Origin of the sequence: Tautonia plasticadhaerens, from assembly GCF_007752535.1 — a bacterium.
GTDB lineage: Bacteria > Planctomycetota > Planctomycetia > Isosphaerales > Isosphaeraceae > Tautonia > Tautonia plasticadhaerens.
Map to the genome: position 1 here is coordinate 5,416,241 of NZ_CP036426.1, position 21,970 is coordinate 5,438,210.

The following is a 21,970-nucleotide window of genomic DNA, read 5'->3' on the forward strand; positions in this document are numbered from 1 at the left end:
GATCCGCCGCGCATAACTCGATCCCGACTTGATGGTCGCCCCCGTGGCCCGATGACGACGCACCTTCACGGGGCCCGGCCTTCACGCTCGTCCTGGAGCGGCCGATGCCGCCCGATCGGAGACCGGACGGCATCGACGTTCATCATCGTGGCCGCATCCTCATCCGTTCGGGAGGATGCGGGGGTGGGACGGCCGGGTCACCGGCCGTCGACGTCGAAGCGATCGAGGCCGGCGAGCACCTCGTCGATGGTGTCGCCGTCCATCCCCGTGCCTTCGGCCGTGTCGAGTCGGTCGTCGATCGAGGAGAGGACGGGCACGACCCGGGGCCCCCTCGGGCCGAAGGTTGTGGCCTCGACCGTGCCCCCGGCGAACGGCCGGATCCGCCACTCGCCGAGGATGCGGTCGAAGGAGGCGAGGTCGGCCCGGCCGTCGCCATCGTAGTCGCCGGCGGCGTCGACCGAGCCGGGGGCTCCGAGGTCGACCATCCCCGTCCCGCCCGACCCGCCCGAGCCGAGGACGAACCACTGGGCCGTGTTCGCGTCGAGGTCGCTGTTGGAGCGGAAGGTGGCGACGTCGGCGAGGCCGTCGCCGTCGTAGTCGGCGGGCACCGGCACGTCCATCCCGCCCGAGGCGCCGAAGAGGACCGAGTAGGCGGCCATGGGGTCGCTGGAGGGGAGGATGAACCACTCGGCCGCCCCCGGCGTCACGTCGCTGTCGGCGCGAAAAGTGGCGACGTCGGCGAGGCCGTCGCCGTCGTAGTCGGCGGGCACCGGCACGTCCATCCCGCCCGAGGCGCCGAAGAGGACCGAGTAGGCGGCCATGGGGTCGCTGGAAGGGAGGATGAACCACTCGGCCGCCCCCGGCGTCACGTCGCTGTCGGCGCGGAAGGTGGCGATGTCAGTGACGCCGTCGCCGTCGTAGTCGGCCGGTGCCGGCACGTCGACGAGGTTGGCGGCCCCGAAGGCGATCACCTGTCGGACGCCGTCGCCGGAGCGCTGGATCGTCCAGGTCGCCGCGTCGCCGCCGAAGTTCGGGCTGAAGACGGCCATGTCGGACCGCCCGTCGCCGTCGAAGTCGCCGACGACCGGGATATCCCCCTCGCCCCCCATCATGGCCGAGAGCGTCCCGCCCGAGGAGAGCAGGATGTCGAACCGGCCCGATCCCAGCGCGGGCAGGTACTCGTAGAGGGCCAGGTCGGCGACCCCGTCGCCGTCGTAATCGCCGAGGACGACGCCCACGGCGAAGGGCAGGGACGCCGAGGTCGAGCCGAGGTAATCGGCGGTCTCGCCAAAGACGGCCCGGAGTTCGTTGCCCCCGAAGGGGAGGCCGTCGACGGTCAGCGTCGCCGTCCCGTCGACGAGCATGGCCGAGCCGAGCTCGGTCGAGCCGCTGAAGAAGGTGACGAGGCCGGTCGGGGTCCCGCTCCCGGGGGCGATCGGGGCCACCGAGGCGATGAGGGTCACCGGCTGGCCGACCACCGAGGAGCCGGCCGAGGTGGTCAGCGTCGCGACCGTCCCGGTCGCCCCGACCTCGATCGGGGAGTCGACCGGGGACCCGGACGCGGCGAAGTTGGCGTCCCCGAGGTACCGGAAGGAGACGACGAAGCCGCCGGCGGCGTCGAAGGTCAGGCTGAAGGTCCCCCGGCCGTTGGCGTCGAGCAGCACCGCGTCCTCGGGGGTCCCGTTGATGAGGACCTCGACCAGCCCGCCCGGCGTCCCGGCACCGGGGGCGATGGCCGACGCATCGAGCATGTACGCGATCGGCTGCCCGACCACCGGCGAGGCCGTGCCCCGCGTGACTGCGAGGGACACCCCGGCGTGATTGACCCCCTGGACCACCGGGCTCGAACTGCTGGTCCCGTATTCGGTCCCCCCCAGGTAGCTGGCCGTGATCGTCCGCCCGCCGACGTCGAGGCCGGAGGTCGAGAAGACGGCCACGCCCGAGCCGTCCAGCACGGCGGTCCCCAGGACGGTCGTGCCGTCGAGGAAGGCGACGGTGCCGGTCGGCACCGAGGCGCCGAAGGTCGCCGACACCGTCGCGATGAAGGTCACCGACTGGCCGAAGACGCTCGGGTTCGTCGCCGAAGCGATCGTGGAGACGGTGCCGATCCGGTCCACGACCTGGGACACCGGCGTCTCGTCGGTGCTCGGCAGGTAGGAGCCGTCCCCCAGGTAGGAGGCGGTGATCTGGTGCGTCCCGACCGCGAGGTTCGAGACGACCAGGGAGGCCAGGCCCGAGCCGTCGAGCGTCGCCGTGCCGAGGCTCGTCCCGCCGTCGAAGAACTCGACCATCCCCGTCGGCACGCCGACCGCGGCGCCGACGGTCGCGGTGAAGGTGACCGACTGCGAATAGGTCGAGGGATTCGGCGCGGCGACCACGCTCGTCGTGGTGCTCGCCAGGATGACCTGCTGACCTCCGGCCAGCGTGCCGGTGCTCGACGAGTAATTGGAGTCGCCCGAATACCCGATCGTGACGACGTAGGAGCCGACGGCCAGGCCGCCGATCGGGTCGAAGGTCGCCTGCCCGTCCACGAGCGAGACCGTCTGCCGGTCGATCCCGTCGATCGACAGCGTCGCGGTCCCGGTCGGGGTGCCCTCGGGCCCGGAGAAGGCGGCCGAGAAGACGATCGTCGAGCCGAAGACCGCCGGATTGCTGCTCGAGGCGACGAGCATCGAGGGCGAGATCAGCGCGGTCGCCACGACGTCATTCCCGTCCCCGCCGACGTAGCTGATGCTGAAGAGCACGCCGTCGACCGAGAGGGTGGCCCCCTCGGGGAGCCCGAGGAACGTCCCGGAGATCGCGCCGATCCCGGTATAATTGATGAGGGTGAACTGCTGGCCCCCGGTCGGGATGAACCCATCAATGAACGACATCTCAAGGGAGGCGTCGTCGAGGTCCACCGACTCGGTCACCTGGAGCTGGTCGTACTGCGTGCCGACGGCCGCGCCTCCCAGCTCCATCTCCAGGATCGAGCCGGCCTCGAAGACCACCGAGTGGGCGGTGAGGAGGCCCGCCGAGGCGCCCGGGGCCACCGTGCCGCCGGTCCGGACCCGCAGGGAGGGGACCAGGCCGGAACCCCCGAGGGTGGTCGAGTCCTGGACCCAGACCATCGAGCCGCTGGCGATCGAGCCGTCGACCAGCAGCGTACCCCCTTCGACGTCCGTCCCGTCGGTGTAGGTGTTCACGCCCGAGAGGGTCAACGTGCCGCTGCCGACCTTCGACAGCATGCCCACCCCGGTGATGCCGCCGGCGAAGGTGGTCGAGCTATTGTTCCCGCCGGTGGTCAGGGTGGCATTGGTCAGGACCGTGCCGGCCCCGGCCAGCGAGCCGATCGCCTCGGACGAGGCGAGATTCAGGGAGGCGCCCGAGGAGACGGACACGGCCGAGGTGTCGGCGATCGCCGCGCCGCCCGAGGCCAGCAGCGTCCCCGCGTTGATCGCCGTCGCGCCGGTGTAGGTGTTGGTCCCGGAGAGGGTCATCGTGCCGGCGCCGGCCTTGGTCAGCCCGCCCGTCCCGGCGATGCCGCCGGAGAAGGTGGTGGAGCTGCCGTCCCCCCCGGCGGTGAGGGTGTTGGCGTTGAGCGTGACCGAGCCGGCCCCGGCCAGCGAGCCGATCGCCTCGGACGAGGCGAGATTCAGGGAGGCGCCCGAGGCGACGGACACGGCCGAGGAGTCGGCGATCGCCGACCCGCCCGAGACCAGCAGCGTATTGCCCTGGATCGTCGTCGCCCCGGTGTAGGTGTTGGTCCCGCTGAGGGTGAAAGTCCCGAGCCCGCTCTTGGTCAGGCCGCCCGAGCCGGAGATTACGCCGCTGAAGGTCGTGCTGGTGTTGTTGTCGCCGGTGGTGAGGACGAAGGTGTCGAGGTCGACCGAGCCGGCCCCGGCCAGCGAGCCGATCGTCTCGGAGTCGAGCAGGCGGAGCGTCGCCCCGGACGCGACCGTCACGGCCGAGCCGTCGCTGATCGCCAGGCCCCCCGAAAATGACAGCGTCCCCGCGACGACGAAGGAGCCGCCCGTGTAGGTGTTCGCGGCGGAGAGGTTCAGCGTGCCGCCGCCGGCCTTGTACAGGTCTCGGACCGCGATCAACTCCAGGATGATCCCGCTGATCCCGACCGAATGGCCGGACGAGACGAAGACCACGACGTTCAAGCCGGCGAGGGCGATCGAGTTGTCGATCGTCGTGGTGCCGGTCACGGTCAGGCTGGCGTCTTGATTCAGGGTGATCGTCCCGGCCGGCAGGGCATCGTCGTTGGCGGCCGAGAGCACCCCGCCGTCCACCACGATCCCGCCGGTCAGGCCCGCCTCGTTGCCGAGATTCGACAGGACCAGAGTCCCGCCGCCGGCCTTGGTCAGCAGGACCGAGCCGGCCAGGGCCCCGGTGAAGTTGAGCGTGCCACCGGCAGCCACTTCGAGAGACTGGGCCTCGGTCAACTCGGTGGCGAGGTCGAAGGACGAGGTCCCGGAGGAATAGGTCGTCTCGATCCCTGCGACGAGGTCGATCCCATTGCCGTAGATGTCGTAGCCGGCGCCGGCGATGGTGATCGAGTGGAAGACCGTGCCGCTGGCGAAGTCGTTGGTGCTCTCGGTCCGGACCGGGCTGGCCGCGAAGATGAGCCTGGAGCCGGCCGTCGGGGCGACGCCGCCGACCCAGTTCTCGCCGATCGACCATTCCCGCCCGTCGTCGCTGGCCCCGCTCCAGACGAAGGAGACGTCCGTCACGGTCAGGACGACGTCGTTGCCGTCCCCACCCGCGTAGGTGATCGTGAACTCGACGTTGCCCAACTCGAAGGTGGAGCCTTCGGCTAGGCCGTTGAACGTGCCGGTGATCGCGCCGAGGCTGTCTTTGTCGATGATCGTGAACGTGTCGCCGATCGAAGGGGCGAAGCCGAGCGAGACGTTCAACGTCGAGCTGCCGAGGTCGACCGAGCCGGAAGCGACGAGCCGGTCGTACTGGGAGCCGACGTCCGTCCCGTCGAGGTCGACGTTGTAATTCGACCCGCTCACGAACGTCACGTCGCCCGAACTGAGGATGTCCGGCGAATTGCCCGGGGCGAGCGTGCCGATGCTCGAGATCGAGACGGCCGGCAGCTCGCCGGTGCCGCCGACGGTGCCATCCACGAAGACCAGGTTGCTCGTGGCGACCGAGCCGTTGACCAGCAGGAGGCCGTCGCCGACGTTCACGTTCCCCGTGTGCGTGCTCGTCCCCGACAGGACCAGCGTGCCGGTGCCGTTCTTGTCGAAGTCCCTCGACCCGCTGATGGTCCCGGCAAGCGTCAGCGTGTTGCCGCTGCCGACGGCGAAGGACACGTTGTTGCCGCCGATGATGCTGATGTCGCCCGCGATGGTGTTGTCGCCGAAGACGTTGACGATCTTCGACGAGTCCGGGGCCGTGAGGCCTTCCAGGACGATTATCTTCGTACCGGGGAGCGTGATGCCGCCGGAGAGGCCGAGCGAGGCGCCGCTATTCACATTCACGCTGGTCGAGGTCGTGGGATCGCCCAGGGCGTTGTCGTTGACGACCTCCAGGGTGCCGGACGACGCGGTCACATCGCCGTCGAACAGGTTGCTGCCGCCGAGGACGACCCGACCGGATGAGTGGCTGACCATGGAGAGGTCGAAGCTGTCGCCGCCGTCGTCGATCACGCCGTTGATCGTCAACGTTGCACTCACGGACGCACCGATCTGGGAGTCGCCGGCCATCGTGATGGCGCCGGTGAGCGTGGTATCACCTGAGAGGGTGCCCAGTGCTCCCGAGGTCGCGAGGCCGAGGCCGTCGATCGTGAAGTCTTCCGCGATGCTCAGGCCGCTGCCGCTGAAGAAGACCGAGGCACCGGCGGCGACGGTGGTGTCACCGTCCGTCGTGCCTAGCGCGGCGTCATTTTCGGCCTGAATCGCGCCGGCCGACACGCTGATGTCGCCACCAAAGGTATTACTGCCGGAGAGCTCCAGGATGCCCGTGCCGGCCTTGATGATGCCGCCGTTGGAGATGCTGCTCTGCAGGATCGTGCTGATCCGCAAGTCGATGAGTGTCTCGGCGTCGTCTGCGATCGTGAAGGTGTTCGAGGAGTTGTCGATTTCCAGGGCACCAAGCCCCTGGATGACCGACGTGACGTTGTTCGTCGTGGCGAAGGTGTTGACGCCAACGAAGGTAGACAGGATGCCCCCGGTGTCGATGTCGACCGTGGAGCCCTGGAGATTCAGATTGCTGATGTGCTGGACGTAGCTCCCGACGTCGAAGGTCGATCCTTCGTTGACCGTCACGTCCGAGCCGACCCAGAACTGGTTGTTGCCGGCGACTTGCAACAAGGCGCCCGTCGTGTTGTCGCCGACGATCACCGACCCGTTCGAGGCGATCACGTCGTCCGGCTTCGCGAGCACCAGGGTGCCGGCGTTGATGGTGGTGCCGCCGTTGTACGAGTTCGCCGACGAGCCCGTGTACCGCAGCGTGCCGCTGCCGTCCTTGGTCACCCCGTAGAGGTCGCCGGGGTTGTCGAAGGAGATGACGTTCTCCATGACGAGCGTGCCGCCGTCGGCCACATCGATGGTGATGCTATCCGTCATCCGGACGTCGAGGGTGATGGTCGACGTGCCCATGCCGTACGTGGCGGCGATCGTCCCGTCCAGGTCGATCACGTTCCCCGAGAGCGAGTAGCCGGCCCCCGCGATCGTGATGTTGGCGAAGTTCGTGTTGCCGGCGAAGTCGTTGGTGTTCGAGAGCCGGGCCGCTTGGTCGGCGAAGACGAGGCTGGAACCGGCGGTCGGCGCGACGTCATCCAGCCAGTTGGCGGCCGTGGTCCAGTTGCTGTCGCCGCCGCCGCCGTCCCAGGTGTAGGTGATGCTGGTCAGCGTCAGCACGACGTCATTGTCATTCGAGCCACCGACATAGGTGATGGTGAATTCGTAGACGCCGTCCTGGAACGTCGTCCCCTCGGCCAGGCCGCCGAAGGTGCCCGTGACCGCGTCGGCGTCATCGTTGTTGATTATGATGAATTCATCACCGATCGTCGGCGTGAAGCCGAGTTCCACGACGAGGGTCGCGTTGCCGAGGCCCACCGTGCCGGTGACGTCGAGCTGGTCGTACTGGGTGCCGACGGTCGTCCCGTCCAGCTCGACCACGAAGGCCGAACCGCTCTCGAAGGCGACGTTGCCGGTGGAAAGGATGCCCGGAGAGTTCCCCGGCGAGATCGTCCCCCCGGCGTTCACCGTGACCCCGGAGACCGTCCCGCTCCCGCCCAGCGTGGCGCCGCTGGCAACCGACACATCGGCGATGCTGCCGTTGACGATCAGGGTCCCGGCGTTGAGGCTCGTCGAGTCGAGGTAGGTATTGGTCTCGTCCAGGATCAGGATCCCGGCCCCGTTCTTGTTCACGCCGTAGCCATTGCCGTTGTCATTAATGATTCCGGAAATCGTGAGCGACGAGGACGCGGAGACATCGAACGTCGCGTTCACCCCCAGGTCCATCGGACCGCTCAGGGTGTTGTCCCCGCTCGAATTGGAGATCGCCGTGCTACTGGATGCGACGAACAGGTTGTTGGCGACCGTGATTCCGCCGGAGAGATCCAGCGTGCCCGTCGCCAGGATGTTCACTATGCCGATGCCCGCGCCGGCGTCGTTACTGATGGCCAGCACGCCGGCGTTGATGTTCGTCCCGCCGCTGTAGGTGTTCGCTCCCGACAGAGCTAGCGTGCCGGCGCCGTCCTTGAGGATGTTGTTGCCCGAGGAGACGACCGCCGAGATCTCGAGATCCACCCCGCTGGCGGTGGTGCCGTCGGCCACGGTGAGGAAATTATTCGGGCCGCCGAACGAGAGGTTCCCGCTGATGCTCGCCGTGGTCGACGACGCGTTCGAGGTGATGAAACCGCCCGAGTCGATCGTCAGGATGTTGCTGCCCGTCGTCACCGCGCCGCCGGTGAAGGACAGCCCGAAGATCGTCTCATTGGCATTATTCAACTCCAGTACGGCCGGGGCCGTGAGCGACACGGCGGAGGCGTCGGGGATCGCCGCGCCGTTCCTCAGCACCAGGGTGCCGTCGTTGATGACGGTGGCCCCGCCGTAGGCGTTCGTCCCCGAGAGGACGAGCGTGCCGCCCCCGGCCTTCGTCAGATCGACACCCCCCCCCCGAAGATGGAATCGTCCGCGATGAGCTCGCCGCCGGTAGCGACGTCGAAGGTCTGCGTGCTCTGGAGGTTGATGAAGGCGTCGATGGTGGACGTGCCGGCGGTGTACGTCGTCGTGATCGAGCCGTCGAGGTCGATCTCGTTCCCACCAAGGCTGTAGCCCGAGGCATTGATGGTAATGCTGGCGAAGTTCGTGTTGCCGGCGAAGTCGTTGGTGTTCGTGAGCTGGGCCGCGCCGGTGGGGAAAACCAGCTCGTCATTCTCGACGGGCGCGGTGTCGTCCACCCAGTTCGCGGCGGTCGTCCAGAGCGCATCGCCGCCGCCGCCGTCCCAGATCCGGGTCGCCAGCAGCCGCCGATGTTCGAGCAATTCCATGTCCAGGTTCACGCGTCGCCGTCGCGCCCGCTCGCGGGTATCCGTCTTCGAGACCGACCGACCGTTTCGCGAACCGGGACGCTCAAACATCGGGAGTGCTCCTCAGCGAATTGAATTCGAGATCTTCTCGATCGGTCCCGACCCGCGATGCGCCTCGTGTCACATCGAACGGACCGGTCCTCGAGGCGGGTTCCGTCGCGGATCGCCGGCTCCCCCATATCGCAGGCGCGATCCGGGGTTCCGCGTCCCCCCGCATCAGGGGGAGGCGAGTTCGGGCGGCCCGGGCGATCGCCGTGCCGTCGGCGGACTCAAGGCACGTCGGATGGGGAGGCTGGACGCTCGGAGGTGGGGGTCGATCGGGACGATCGGGCGGGGATGTCCCGGTCGAGTCGACGATCATGGCAACGGCCGGATCGGCGATCGGAGAGCCCGCCGCCACGGCCTCGTCACCGGCAAGGCGCCCCCACCGGGGCCTTGCGGGCCCCTCGTACCCGGGGGTTGACTCGACCCGGCCCGGGCGTCGCACGGGGTCGATCCCCTTGGGTGCCTCTCGAAGCACGGAATCGAGTCCGCCTCGATTCCCGATCGCTTCGACATTTTTAACCCCTGACCCGGGACCCCGATCGCCATCGAGCGACCGCGGACGGCGGGCACGTCCGGATCGGAGCCCGGGGATCGGAATGGCATGGTGTTTCCATCGAGTCGGGTCCGATGCGACGGCGCATCGGTCGCAACTCCTGGACTCTAGGACATGAGCCGCGGATCCGGGATTCCGATTCGCAATATTAAGCCAAGGCTCATCCCATCATGGGATGTCGAGTTCGTTCACAATCATCGGTTCGCGGGACGGGCCCTGCATCGCCCACCCCCATCTCCGCGAAGAACCGCGACGCGTCCGAGCCGCCGGCACCGGCCGGGCCGCGGTCTTCCGGCCCGGTGGTCGCGGGACGGATCCGCCCCTTTTGGGACGCGGCTACTTCGCGAGCGAGTTGTCCCAGCGAAGCCCGGACGATCCGGATTCCATCCGCCCCGTGGGGGCGATGCCCCGGACCCCGCCGCCGTCACTTCGTCGGATCAGGCTCCTCCCCCCGGCTCGGGCGGCACGCCCGACGGCTGTCGGAAGTCGTAGCCCTCGCCGAGTTGCATCCGGGTCATGTGCAAGATCTCTTGGGCGTGCCCGTGCAGGTGGGTCAACGACTGAATCACGACGCCGAGCACCGACTTCTCGGCCTCCCCCGCGAGGAGCTGAAAGCGGCAGGTCCGCCCCAGCCGATCGGGAGTCAGTGTCGCCAGGATTTCGTCGGCCCGGCCGGCGGCCTCCTCGAAGCGGCGGAGCAGCTCTTCCTTCGGGATCGGCCCCCGCTCGGTGAACTCGCCGAAGCGGTCCCGGTCGTCGGGCCCGCCGCCGATGACCGAGCCGAACCGCTGGCGGAGGTTGCCGGCCAGGTGCAGCAGCAGGTTGCCGACGCTGTTCACCCCCTCGCGGGGCCGCCACCAGACCTGCTCGGCGTCGAGCTGGCCGACGCCGTGCCGGATCAGGGCGACGGCCGCCTCCAGGCTCGCGCGGGCCTCGGCCACGAAATCTTCCGCCACGGCCACCCGATCGCCGGTCGCCCCCGTCGCCTCTCCCATGACTCGACTCCTCGCTGGAACCGATCGATCCGCCTCGCCTCGCCTCGCCATGATGGCGATTCTCCCGAGGCGGATTCACCAGGTCAAACCCCCGATACCCAGGGCACGATCCACGTCCCACGGGGCGACTCCCGGGCCGGGGGGAGGTCCGCCACCCGCCGCTGTCCGACATGAGCGGCCCCGCCCGCTCGAGGGCCAAATCGCTTGATGTCGGGATCATCTCGAATGTGCCCGTCGGACGCGCGACCTCCCGCCGTCCCGGGCCCGTCCGGGTCGACGCGGTGAGAGTGAGGGGACCGAGGGGTCATCCGTCGGGCGAAGTCGGCCGGGGAACGATGTTGCGGAGGAGTTCGACCAGGTGGTCGGGGTCCACCGGCTTGACGAGGTGGTGGTCGAACCCGGCCTCCCTCGACCGCCGCCGGTCGGCCTCCTGGCCCCAGCCGGTCAGGGCCACCAGCGGAGTCCGCTCGAACTCGGGGAGGCCCCGCAGCCGCCGGGCGACCTCGTGGCCGTCCATGCCCGGCAGGCCGATGTCGAGCAGGACGACCTCGGGGCGGAATCGCGCGGCGACCTCCAGGGCCGAGGGGCCGTCGTGGGCGACCTCGACCTCCTGGCCGTGGATCCTGGCCAGCACCCGGGCCATGACGACGGCGGCGTCCACGTTGTCGTCCACGATGAGGATCCGGCGGCGGGGCAAGGGCCCCTCGTCGTCATCATTCCGCCCCCCCTTCGGCCGGGCCGGCTCGGGCGTCGCGCCCGGCGAGACGGGCAGGCGGACGAGGAACTCGCTCCCCCGCCCGGGCCCCTCGCTGTTCGCCGAGATCGAGCCGCCGTGCAGCTCGACCAGGGTCCGGACCAGGCCGAGGCCGATCCCCAGCCCGCCCTGGGAGTGATCCCGGTGTTCGCCGAGCTGGACGAACATCTGGAAGAGACGGGGCAGCATCGCCGGCTCGATGCCGATCCCCGTATCCTTCACCCGGACGAGGACCTGACTGCCCTCGGCCTCCGCCGTGAGGTCGATCCGCCCGCCGGGGCCGGTATACTTGGCGGCGTTGTTCAGCAGGTTCCAGAAGACCTGCTCCAGCCTTGTGGGGTCGGCCTCCAGCCGGATCGGCCCCCCGGGGAGCGAGACGCTCAGGCGATGGCCGCGGTCGTCGAGCTGGGGACGGGCCGTCTCGACGGCCTGCCGCACGACCGTGTTTAGATCCACCACCTCCCTGTGCAGCTCCAGCCGGCCCTTGCTGATGCGGGCCACGTCCATCAGGTCGTCGATCAGCCGGGCGAGGTGGACGACCTGCCGCTCCGCCATCGCCCGCACCCGCTCGTGGCCGCCGTCGTCCGGCTCCCTCATCAGGTGCAGGGCGGTGCGGATCGGGGCCAATGGGTTGCGGAGCTCGTGCGCCAGGGTCGCCAGGAAGTCGTCCTTGCGACGGTCGGCGTCCCGCAGCTGCTCCTCGAACCGCCTCCGCTCGGTCACGTCCGAATTGACGGCGACGGCCCCGGCGATCTTCCCGTTGAGGAGGACCGGCGCGGCGGCCACCCGGACGTGGACGTCCTCGTCGCGATCGACCCGCCGGATCACCACCTCCTCGATCACCGTCTCGCCCCGCAGCGCCCGGGCGAACTGCAACTCCTCCGGCTTCAGGGGCTCCCCGCTCCCCGGCCATCGGACGGAGATCTCGCCCATCAGGTCGGCGATGCCGCGTCGCAGGTCGGCCGGGGACGTGAACCCGAGCATCTCGAGCGCGTTTGCGTTGCACTTGGTCATCCCCTCCGCCGTGCCGACGTAGACCGCATCGGGGATGCTGTCGATGACCGCGTCGAGTTCGGCGGCCCGCCGCTCGGCGACCTCCTCGGCGCGCATGCGATCGGTGATGTCGTCGTGGACCAGGACCACCTCCCGGACCCGGCCGGCGGGGTCCTTCAGGGGGTAGGCGACGGCGGCGACCCAGCGGCGGGGGTCGCCGTGGCGGGTCCGGCCGGGGATCGTCTCGTTCGGGTCGTACTCGATCGCCGGGATCCGGGCCGGCTGCCCGTCGAAGGCCCGGCGGATGAGCGGCAGGACGCCCTTCGCCTCCAGTTGGGCGTCGGCCAGGACGTTGTAATCGGCGATCCGGTCGAGCGTGAGGCCCCACAAGTCCTCCCAGGCCCGGTTGACCGCGAGGGTCCGACCGTCGGGGTCGAGGACCTGGACGCTGAAGGGGGCCTGCTCCATCAGGCCGCGGAACCGGCCCTCGCTCTCCAGCAGTGCCGCCTCGGCCCGCCTCCGCTCGGTGACGTCCTCGACGACCGCCACCACCCGCTCGGGGCGCTCGCCGCCGTCCCGGATGAGCGAGACGGCCGCCCGGCACCAGACCGTCGTCCCGTCCTTGCGGACGTAGCGTTTCTCGATGGTGTAGCTCGACGGGCCCTCGGCGACCCGCCCGAACCGCTCCAGGTTCGCCGGCGGGTCGTCGGGATGGGTGATGTCGTGGAAGCGCAGGCCGATCAGCTCCTCGGCCCCGTAGCCGACGATCGCGCAGTAGCGGTCGTTGGCCCGGAGGAAGCGGCCGGCGAGGTCCACCTCGGCGATGCCGACCGTCGCCTGGTCGTAGACCGCCCGGTATTGCGCCTCGCTGGCCCGAAGCCGCTCCTCGGCGAGTTTCCGCCCGGTGATGTCCATGCCGACGCCGATCATGCGGGACGGGCGGCCGCCGCCGTCGTCGTAAACCTTGCCATTGCCGGACATCCAGCCGACCGAGCCGTCGGGCCGGAGGACGCGGAACTCGACCTCGTAGCCCGACCGCCCCTCGATCGAGGCGGCGACCGCCGCCTCGACCCGCCCCCGGTCCTCGGGATGGATCAGGAGGCGGAAGCCCTCCATCGTGCCATCGAAGCCGCCTGAGGGCAGGCCGTGGATCTCCGGCAGGTTGTCCGACCACTCGACCCGGCCGGTGCCGATGTCCCAGTCCCACGTCCCCATGCGGCCGGCCTCCAGCGCCAGCCGCAGCCGCTCCTCGCCCCGCCGCAGCGCCTCCTCGGACCGGCGGCGGTCGTCGATGTCGGTCGCCGTCCCGAAACGCCGGGTCACCCGGCCGTCCTCGTCCCGCGCCGGGGCCGAGCGGACGAGGTGCCAGCGGTAGGCCCCGTCGGCCCGTCGCAGCCGGACCTCGGCATCGAAGAGCTCTCCCTCGCCGACGGCGCTGGCCCGCATGGCGTCGAGCCGGGCCTGGTCGTCGGGGTGCACGGCCTCCCGCCAGCCGTCTCGGGCCAGGGACGCCTCGGGCGTCATCCCGGTGTACTCGAACCAGCGGCCGTTGAACGAGTCCACCGCCCCGGCGGCGGTCGCCGTCCAGACGATCTGCGGCATCGAGTCGGCCAGCTGCCGGAGCTGCCCCTCGCGCTCCCGCAACGCCGCCTCGGCCGCCTTCCGGCCGGTGACGTCCTCCTGGACGCAGACGCGGTATCGACGGCCGTCCCGGGTGATTTCGGTGATCCGGGCGAAGGCCCAGAAGGGGGTCCCGTCCTTGCGGCGGCTCCGCCACTCGCCGGACCACGAGCCCTCGGCCTTCAACCGCTCGATGGCCCCGGCGACGAACCGGGCGCCCTCCTCGGGCGGGCCGTCGTTGCGGGATCCCAGGTGCCGGCCGACCAGCTCCCCGGGGCCGTAGCCGAAGAGGCGGTCCTCGGCCGGGTTTGTGTAGACGATGGTGCCATCCTCGTCGGCGATGCTGACCCCCTCGGTCATGCTCTCCAGGACGAGGGCCTGCAAGGCCAGGTGCCCCTCGGCCCGCCGTCGCCCCTCGGCCTCTCGCTCCAGCCGCAGGCGGACGGCACGGAAGGCCCGCCCGATCCGGATGGCCCCCACGCCGAGGACGAGGTAGAGCCCCACCCTGGTCAGCAGGGCCCCTTCGGGGAGCGCCCCCATCCCCGAATGACTGAGGGAGAGCGTCAGGCCCAACAGGCCGCCGGAGGCCAGGGCCAGCACCGCGGGGCCGGTGCCGCAGAGCCAGGCGGCCAGGGCGACGGCGACGACGTAGATGCCGAACGGATATTGGGCACCCAGGGCGGGCCGGAGGGCCAGGCGCGCCACCGTGGCCAGGAGCACGGCGAGGATCGCCCCGCCGTATCGGGCGAGGGTCGGGCGGGAGGGCTGACTCATGGTCGGACCGTTCGGCTCTCGACTCGGCAACGATCCCCCGACTCCCGGCCGTCGGCACCGTCGGGTCGGGGCGGCACCCTACTCTATCAGATCGGATCGGCAGCCTCTCCGCCCGACGGACCGATCGGCGGGCTACGGGCCGCCGAGGGAGGACCGCCGACGCCCCGATCGACGACGAGGCCATCGCCCGGTGCCGGGTTCCTCCCGTCATTCCGATCGCAGCGATGATCGCCCGCACCGCGATCGGGCGATCCCGCCGCCCACATCCCTGCCGCCGAGGCCTGCCCCGGTCGGCGGCGGGCACGGCCGGTGCAGAGCCCCCGATCCTCAGGGCCGACTCCGGGCCTCGTCCGCCCCAACGGACCTCGACCGACCGGCCGGCTCTTCGTCTCGCGGGTACCACATTCTGCGTCCAGGCGGCAGGGGCAGCGGACGAAGGCATCCCAGACACCCCGTGAGGTCCGACCGCCCTGCACTCGGGGTCGACCTCACGACCGCCATTCGGCCCGGATCGGGCGCAGTCGCCGTGACCATCGCAGGCCGCAGGCCGGTAGGATCGACCCCGGGCGATTCCCGCGTGACTCGTTGTCGCGTCCCAATTGCGCCCGATTCCATCGGGGAACGGTCGACCGCCCGGAGGGTGACGGACCTCCCTCGACCGCGGGCGGGACCGAATGTCCGGAGATCGAGGACATGGACCGATCAGGGGACGAGCCGAGGGCGATCACAACCGAGGCCATGATGCCCGACGACTGGGAGGCCGTCCGGGCGATCTACCTGGAGGGCATCGCCACCCGCGCCGCCACGTTCGAGACGGACGCCCCCGACTGGGAGGCCTGGGACCGGGGCCGTCGGGGAGACTGTCGCCTCGTCGCCCGCTCCGGGGGTCGAGTCGTCGGGTGGGCGGCCCTGAGCCCCGTCTCCTCCCGACTGGCTTACGCCGGGGTGGCCGAGGTCAGCCTCTACGTGGCGGCCTCGGCCAGGGGCCGGGGGATCGGCACGACGCTGTTACGGGCACTCATCGAGGCGTCGGAACGGGCCGGGATCTGGACGCTGCAAGGGACGATCTTCCCCGAGAATGTCGCCAGCCTGGCCCTGGTCGGGCGGAGCGAGTTCCGCGAGGTCGGCCGCCGGGAGCGGATCGGATGTCTGGACGGCATCTGGCGGGACACGATCCTCGTGGAGCGTCGGAGCCGGGCGATCGGGGCCGAGTTCATCGATCCGGGCCCGGCCGAAGGCGACCCGGGGCGGTCGATGGTCCGGTGCCCCGGTACGTTCCCGGGGAGCCGCCCCAATCCCCCGGACGACCCCTCAGGATGAGTCCACGGGCGTCCCGTGTAGGCCGGCCTTGCCCGACTTATGGCCGTCGCCTCATAACCACGACATGCCGGCGGATGCTGCCGAGATCCGTCGCCGCGTCACTCTCAGACCGAGAGGCCGAGGGCATCTCGCCGATCACGGCCGCGTACCACATGGCCCCGCCGCATCTTCTTGCACGTCACACACTTGAAGAATACACCCGGCAGGACTCGAACCTGCAACCCTCAGTTCCGATGACTGATGCACGATTCATGAAACCAGCATGATAGCAATAATTTAGATGGTCCCGCCCTTGGCGATGCCCACTATTTGCCCACCACTACCAATTTACCCCCCGACCTCGCTGAAGTCGTCGACGCCTGGCCGACACTGCCCGAAGTGGTCAAGGCTGCCATCCTAGCGATGGTCCGGGCGTCCCGGTGAAGGGTCACTTCAACGAACCCGATCTTGAAAGGGGATGGCGGTTCCCAAGCTTGACCACACATGCTATCTTGCTTGCAAGATTGACTCCCAATTCGAACTTAGCAGGCAGAGGTACTGTTCATGAAGAACGAACGCCCTGGTGAGCCCTCCACGACAAAATTCATCGCGAAGGTTGTCGGTCTTGCATGCGTCTCCGGGCTTCTCAGCCTGACAGTACTCCGCCTGGCATTCAACTCGGAGCAGGAGCCGCAGATCGAACCCAAGAAAACGGTTGAGCCTGTGACGGCGTCCTTGTTGGATCATCGGATTGCCCCGGCAGATAATGCGCCAAAACAGGCTATTGCCCCAGTCGACCAAGACTCGCTCGTGGACCTGGCAGAGGCCAAGCAGGTCGATGTGGTAGCCGATGCTGTAGCGGTGGCCGAAGTCAAGGAGGAACCCACTGATGATCCAAACCCTTAGGGCAAAGGATGCGTTCAGCCCGTATCGCTTGGCGGACTCTGCGGGGGGAAGCGCGTCGACGGACGGGTGTATCGCCCTGAATTCTCTGGACGGGGACTTGAGGCTACTCACGCCGCTGTCGGGACGCCACCGTTCCGGTCCCGTCGGACCTGGCTCGGCGGCCTGTGGCCGTGGCGACCGATCTGCCATCGCTCGTCGTACGTCCGCTCGAACTCGCCCAACGCCTCGACCAACTCGGCCACCGTGGCGAACGTCCGGACCCAGAGCAGCTGCCCCTTGGGCGTGCGGATGAACCGCTCGGCACAGCCGTCCCCCCCCGGCTCCCGCACGAAGCCCGGCGCGCTGGCCATCCCCAGCAAGGCCGGCTCCCGCCGGAAGTCGTCGCCGAGGTAGTTGCTCCCGTGGTCGTGGCGGGTGGTCAGCCCACGGGCGACCCCGGCCCCGAAGCCGCCGAAGTGCTCCCGCACCCCCTGCCGCAGCGGCCCCAACGCCTCGAACCGGTCGCCCCGCTTGGCGGCGTGCAGGCCGACGCACTCGCACGTGCGGTGGTCCACCGCCACGAAGACGTGCACCGCGCCCTCGCCGGTGGTGACGGTGGTCGTCCTGTCGGTGCCCCACAGCGCGTCCGGCTCCTCGGCCGTGATCGTGCCGTCGTGGGCCTTCGGGCCGCGGGCGTGGCCGCCCCGGCCGGGGTCCGGAGGTGGTGCCCCCGCATCAGCCGCCGCACCCGCCCGGACGCCGTGCGGATGCCCTGAGGCCGCAGGCGGGCCCAGGCCTTGCGGTAGCCCTCGCCGGTGAACGGGCTCTCGGCCGGCACCCGGCGGATGTGGACCACCAGCCCCTCGTCGGTGGCCGCCCCGGCCGGCCCCCGCTTCCCGGGGGCCGGCCGCTGCTCCGGCGGGACGGCCTCCCGGGCCTTGAGGTCGTCGGCCGTCGCGCGGGCCAGGCCGAAGATGCGGCAGGCCCGCTGCATGCCGTACCGCTTGCCGGTCGAGGGGGAGGCGGACCGGCTCAGGTGCTCCGCCTCCCCGACGCGAAAGGGCGGCCGCCCTCCAGGTGCCGGCACCTCATGCCGAGCGGCTGGCGATCCATCGTCAGCTGGCCGCCCTCGGCCTGGAGCCGGGCGATCAGCTGGTCCCGGTCGTCGGCCGGCCGGCCCTCGAGGGCCGCCGTGCCGCCGTCGAGGAAGCCGTCCCGCCAGGAGGAGAGGGTGGCGGCGGTGACGCCCAGCTCCCGGGAGAGGGTGTCGAGGTCCTCGCCCCGGAGCAGGCGGACGACGGCCTCGGCCTTCCGCCTGGCGGAGAACCGGCCCCGATCTTGGGAGTCGGTCTGGGTGCGGTGCTTGGTCATCTCGGGCACTCCTTCCTGGGCCATCATGCCCATGAGAGTGTCCAGAGAAAATCTCAGGCGATGGACCAGCAACAGTGCGGGGAGCTTCATCGATCGCGTCGGCCCCTCCTCGCTGGCATCATTCACGGTCAGCCTCGACTCCGCCAACGCCTCGCCCATCACCCTCAACTACATCACCGCCGACGGGACGGCCGTGGCCGGCAGCGACTTCTCCGCGGCCTCCGGCACGCTGACCTTCGCCCCCGGCGTGACGACCCAAACGATCTTGGTCCCGATCCTCGACGATACCGCCGTCGAGCCGGACGAGACGTTCGCCGTCATCCTGTCGAATCCGGTGGTCGCGACCATCGTCGACGAGCAGGGCCTGGGCTCGATCGCCGACGATGATGCGACCTCGATCCAGGTGGCCGTGATCTCCCCGGACTTCGTGTCGAAGGGCTCGTCGGTCGACGTGACGATCACGGGGGCCGGGTTCGTCGCCGGGGCGTCCGTCACCTTCGAGAACGGCCCAGGGCCTGCCCCCTCGGCCTCGAACGTCGTGGGCGTGGATTCCACGACGATCACGGCCACGATCGCCGCCCCCAATGGCGGCCCGAAACGTGACCGGGTCTGGGACGTGCGTGTCACCAACCCGGACGGCTCCTCCGCCATGCTGGCCCGGGGATTCACGGTGACCGCCGGCAGGAACTTGATGGCCGCCTCGACCGCGGGTCCTGGCACCGACGCCGAGCCGTTCTACCGCTGGCAGCTCCGCTTCGCCCTCCGCTCCACCCGCGCCTCCTGGCGCGACGCCGGTGCCGACCTCGGACGCCTCGGCCCGCTCCACATCCGCGTCGCCGACCTGCCCGGCACCACCCTCGGCCGGGCCGACGGCACCACCATCACCCTCGATCGCGACGCCGCCGGTCACGGCTGGTTCTTCGACTTCACGCCGGGCGATGCCTCCGACGTGTCGGAGGGTCGCATGGACCTGCTCACGGCCATCGCCCACGAGCTCGGCCACGCCCTGGGCCATGACCACGACCACGAGGACGACGTCATGGGCGAGGTCCTCGACCCCGGCGTCCGTCGCCTGCCGGACCGGGACTCGCTCGTCCCGCGTCCCGGCCGGGTCGACCGATTCTCCTCCCGCTGATCCCGACCCCGGACCACCGACCCGGGACGACAACGAACGTCCGTGATCGTTCGATGTCCCTGGCGTCTGCAAGGCCGACGAGCCGTCCCCTCCCGTCGGCGGGCTCGTCGGCCCGACGCCCGTCCTCCGGTCGGGCCTAGCCCTCCGGGGGACGACATGCTGATCCACCGATCGCCCCCCGGAGTCGCCGGGGATGCGCCCTCCGACCGCCCTCGGCCCCCCGACCGTAGGAGACCCTTGTGATGCTCTCGAAGCTCTTTGCCGAGGAACTGATCGCCCGGTCGATGTCCCGGCTGGCCACTCATCTCGGCGGCGGACTCCTGGGCCTCGCATCCCTGGGCTGGATCGCCACTCACTGCGGCCCGCCGACCGGCCGGGCGGTCATCCACGTCGCCGAGGCCGACGTCGAACTCACCGTGGGCGCGAGCTCCTACCGGATCGAGGAGCTCCGCCCCGCCCCGATCATCTGCGAGTTGCCCTCCGGCGTGCACGAGCTGGTGCTGCTCCGTGAGGGCCGCGTCCTCCGTCGCGAGTCGTTCTCCCTGCGCGGCGGGGAGAGTGTCGTGCTGACGGCGTGGGATCCGGTGCGTCTGAGCGGGGGGACGGAGACGGGAGCGGACCGGGCTCGGGACCTGGCGGCCCCACCCGCCCAATGATCGGCTGCTCCGCTTGCTCAGATGCGTGATTGGGGGCAGGATACGCACCGATGAACCGCCTCTCGCCACCGAGCGTCGGTGCCTGGCAGTTACCTGCCATGAGACCAGATTCCCGTCCAGAGATCCCAAAGGCGGTACACGCCCAGGTTTGCATCCGATCTGGAGCGACCAGCGGCGATCGTCAGGAACACGACCAGGGCGGCGGAGCTCATGGAAGAGCGTCGTCGGCCCTCGACGCCACGACAGCATCCCGGAGGATGGTCCCGTTCGGAAGCCTGAGACCGCACCGGCGGCCACCTAATCTTATTAGTAGATATTACGATATTGTCTAGAATTCTTCAAGGTCGAATGTGAACGAGTTCGACCGTTCCTCGACGGTGGCCGTCAGGCCCGACGTATCGGCGAGGGAGTACTTGGAGGGGACGAGCGACTTGCCCTTCTGGGTCGCCATGGCGATCTCGTGCTGCCGGCCGCCGCCGCCCTGCTCCATGATGGTCTTCTCCACGGCGGTGTTGTCGACATTCAAGGCGGAGATGGTCACCTTGTAGTCTCCCGGGAGGGCCCCATCCCCGGGCGTGAGTGTCGTGAGGCGGAAGATGCCGTCCTGGATGGTGCCGGTGGCAGGGCGGCCGTTCTCCAGGTCTGTCGGGATGAAATCGATGCGCCCCTTCTCGAGCGGCGCTCCCTTGAAGGTGACCTTTCCGGTGACGGAGTAGCGCTTGCCGATCCCGGTGTCGTCGCCGCATCCGAGGACGACGATTAGGGCTGCGCCGGCGAAGAGGGCAGAGGCGTTCCCCCAGGCCGTGGGAATTTGTCGCGTGCTCATGGGGACTCCGTGGATGGTCGGACCGAGTTGGGAGGGGGTCGCCACCTCCCCGGCCCGGGGGCGCCCGCAGCAGCGGGTCCCCCGGGCGAAGGGACGAGGCGTGGGGCCTCCTCCCCGGGGAAGCCCCTAGGGGAGGAGGCCGGCGTGGCTCACGGGCGCAATCAATACTGGTCGGCGCTGACGACCTCGCCGCCGTTGCGGCTGCCCAGGGCGTTGTAGGTCACGTGATTGATGCTCTCCTTGAGGAACCGGACCGAGCCGTCGGCGAAGAGGAAATTCGCCCCGCCGGGATGGCGGCTCACGAAGCCTTTGGCCGAGGCGGCATAGCGGCAGCCGAGCGGGGTGCTGGCCCCCTGCCAAGCGCCGTTGCAGGCGGGGTCGGAGGCCGGGACGGAATTGGCGTCCCAGCCGAGGGGGACGGTCGTGCCCGAGGCGCAGCCGGTGGAGGTCCAGAAGTTGTTGTTGGCGTCGGCGGCGGGTAGGACCTCGCCGACGAAGATGGTGTTGCTGGTGCCGTCGCGCACGCTGGCGATTGTGGCGATCTGCATCGTCGAGTAGTCGCCGAAGCCGCGGAGCCTGCCGGCGTTCAGGGTGAACCCGCCGGGCAGTCCGCGGTGGGTGCCCCAGTAGCCGTGGTGGCCGATGCGGGGAGTGCCGGGCGGGAGGGTGGTGACGGTGGGGGGAGTCTCCCAGGGGAGACCCCCCATGAGCGAGCCGCCGGCGTAGTTGTCGCCCCAGCTGATGGCGTAGTTGGTGATCGGGACGACCTGAAGGACCTGGCCGGTGAAGGGGTTGAGCGGCGGGTCCCACGCCGGGGACTGGCCGTCGGGGTTGGGATAGCCGCCGGAGAAGGTGCCGGCCCAAGGCCGGGTCCCGTTGTCGTTGTCGCCGTCGGAGGGGCAGATGAAGGACGACGGCACGGCGAGGTAGGCCGTGAAGGCCTGGCCCCGGTCGAGGGCGCCGACGCCCATGTTGATGTTCATCGCCGCGTAGGCATTATTCCCCTCGATCTGGGGGAGGATCAGCACGGTCCAGGGCATGAAGTTGGTGCTCCAGCCATCGCCGTTGCTGCGAGAAATGGCGCCGGGCGGGAAGCAGCCCTGGGTGTCGAGGTAGTTGTGCGACGCCAGGCCGATCTGCTTCATATTGTTGGTGCACTGGGCGCGGCGCGCCGCCTCGCGTGCGGCCTGGACGGCGGGCAGCAGCAGGGCGATCAGGACGCCGATGATGGCGATCACCACCAGCAACTCGATCAGCGTGAAGCCGCGTCGCGGCATTTTGAATCGATCGCGAGCCATGGAATCGACTCCCCCCGCGGGGACGCGGGGAATTCCGGAAAGGAAGGACGGGAGTGTTACGGGATTCCGCTCGATCCGGCCGGGAGATGAGGCCCGGCCTGCGGCCCGTACGTCGGAGGACGAGGAAGGCCCTCCGATGGTCGCGCCGCCGTGAAGGGATAGGGTCAACCGAGCTCCAGGCCCAGCGCAATTGAACGAGCCGCCGCGACCGTGCGGGGGCAAATCCGGTGGTCTCC

At 69.8% G+C, this 21,970-nt stretch carries 10 protein-coding genes and 2 pseudogenes; 4 read left to right on the forward strand and 8 right to left on the reverse strand.

Annotated features, from left to right (window positions below):
- Positions 1–197: 197 nt before the first annotated feature.
- The 5 genes and pseudogenes from ElP_RS21720 to ElP_RS21735 all read right to left on the reverse strand — a co-directional run bounded on the left by ElP_RS21720 (position 198) and on the right by ElP_RS21735 (position 14,264).
- On the reverse strand, positions 198–8,018 hold the full coding sequence (locus ElP_RS21720; protein ID WP_145272921.1) for a beta strand repeat-containing protein: 7,821 nt from the start codon (positions 8,016–8,018) through the stop codon (positions 198–200).
- Between the two features lie 36 nt (positions 8,019–8,054).
- Positions 8,055–8,102 (reverse strand): annotated as a pseudogene (locus ElP_RS41295) (hypothetical protein); the annotation flags it as partial.
- Positions 8,099–8,503 carry a hypothetical protein gene (locus tag ElP_RS21725; protein WP_145272924.1) on the reverse strand — a complete coding sequence of 135 codons (405 nt, stop codon included), beginning with the start codon at positions 8,501–8,503 and terminating at the stop codon, positions 8,099–8,101. The pseudogene ElP_RS41295 and the gene ElP_RS21725, both read right to left, overlap by 4 nt.
- 1,062 nt (positions 8,504–9,565) lie before the next feature.
- Positions 9,566–10,123, reverse strand: coding sequence for a DUF1572 family protein (locus tag ElP_RS21730; protein ID WP_197446270.1), 558 nt, complete (start codon positions 10,121–10,123; stop codon positions 9,566–9,568).
- A 304-nt stretch (positions 10,124–10,427) separates the two neighbouring features.
- The gene (locus ElP_RS21735) at positions 10,428–14,264 is read right to left on the reverse strand and encodes a PAS domain S-box protein (RefSeq protein ID WP_145272930.1); all 3,837 of its coding nucleotides are present in this window, start codon (positions 14,262–14,264) and stop codon (positions 10,428–10,430) included.
- 693 nt (positions 14,265–14,957) lie between these two features.
- Between ElP_RS21735 and ElP_RS21740 the strand changes: the two genes are divergently transcribed.
- Positions 14,958–15,584 carry a GNAT family N-acetyltransferase gene (locus ElP_RS21740; RefSeq protein WP_145272934.1) on the forward strand — a complete coding sequence of 209 codons (627 nt, stop codon included), beginning with the start codon at positions 14,958–14,960 and terminating at the stop codon, positions 15,582–15,584.
- Positions 15,585–16,127: 543 nt separating this feature from the next.
- Complete coding sequence (locus ElP_RS21745) at positions 16,128–16,469, forward strand: hypothetical protein (RefSeq protein ID WP_145272937.1); 342 nt, start codon at positions 16,128–16,130, stop codon at positions 16,467–16,469.
- A gap of 107 nt (positions 16,470–16,576) precedes the next feature.
- Here ElP_RS21745 and ElP_RS21750 read toward each other — a convergent pair.
- Positions 16,577–17,819, reverse strand: a pseudogene (locus ElP_RS21750) (transposase).
- Between the two features lie 31 nt (positions 17,820–17,850).
- Here ElP_RS21750 and ElP_RS21755 point away from each other — a divergent pair.
- Positions 17,851–18,954: a Calx-beta domain-containing protein gene (locus ElP_RS21755; RefSeq protein ID WP_197446271.1), complete on the forward strand. Its 1,104-nt coding sequence runs from the start codon at positions 17,851–17,853 to the stop codon at positions 18,952–18,954.
- 242 nt (positions 18,955–19,196) lie between these two features.
- On the forward strand, positions 19,197–19,610 hold the full coding sequence (locus ElP_RS21760) for a hypothetical protein (RefSeq protein WP_145272942.1): 414 nt from the start codon (positions 19,197–19,199) through the stop codon (positions 19,608–19,610).
- 328 nt (positions 19,611–19,938) lie between these two features.
- On the opposite strand, the gene ElP_RS21765 is transcribed toward ElP_RS21760, so the two are convergent.
- Both ElP_RS21765 and ElP_RS21770 read right to left on the reverse strand, forming a co-directional pair.
- Positions 19,939–20,436, reverse strand: coding sequence for a hypothetical protein (locus ElP_RS21765; protein ID WP_145272945.1), 498 nt, complete (start codon positions 20,434–20,436; stop codon positions 19,939–19,941).
- 161 nt (positions 20,437–20,597) lie between these two features.
- Complete coding sequence (locus ElP_RS21770; RefSeq protein WP_145278608.1) at positions 20,598–21,713, reverse strand: DUF1559 family PulG-like putative transporter; 1,116 nt, start codon at positions 21,711–21,713, stop codon at positions 20,598–20,600.
- Between the last annotated feature and the right edge of the window lie 257 nt (positions 21,714–21,970).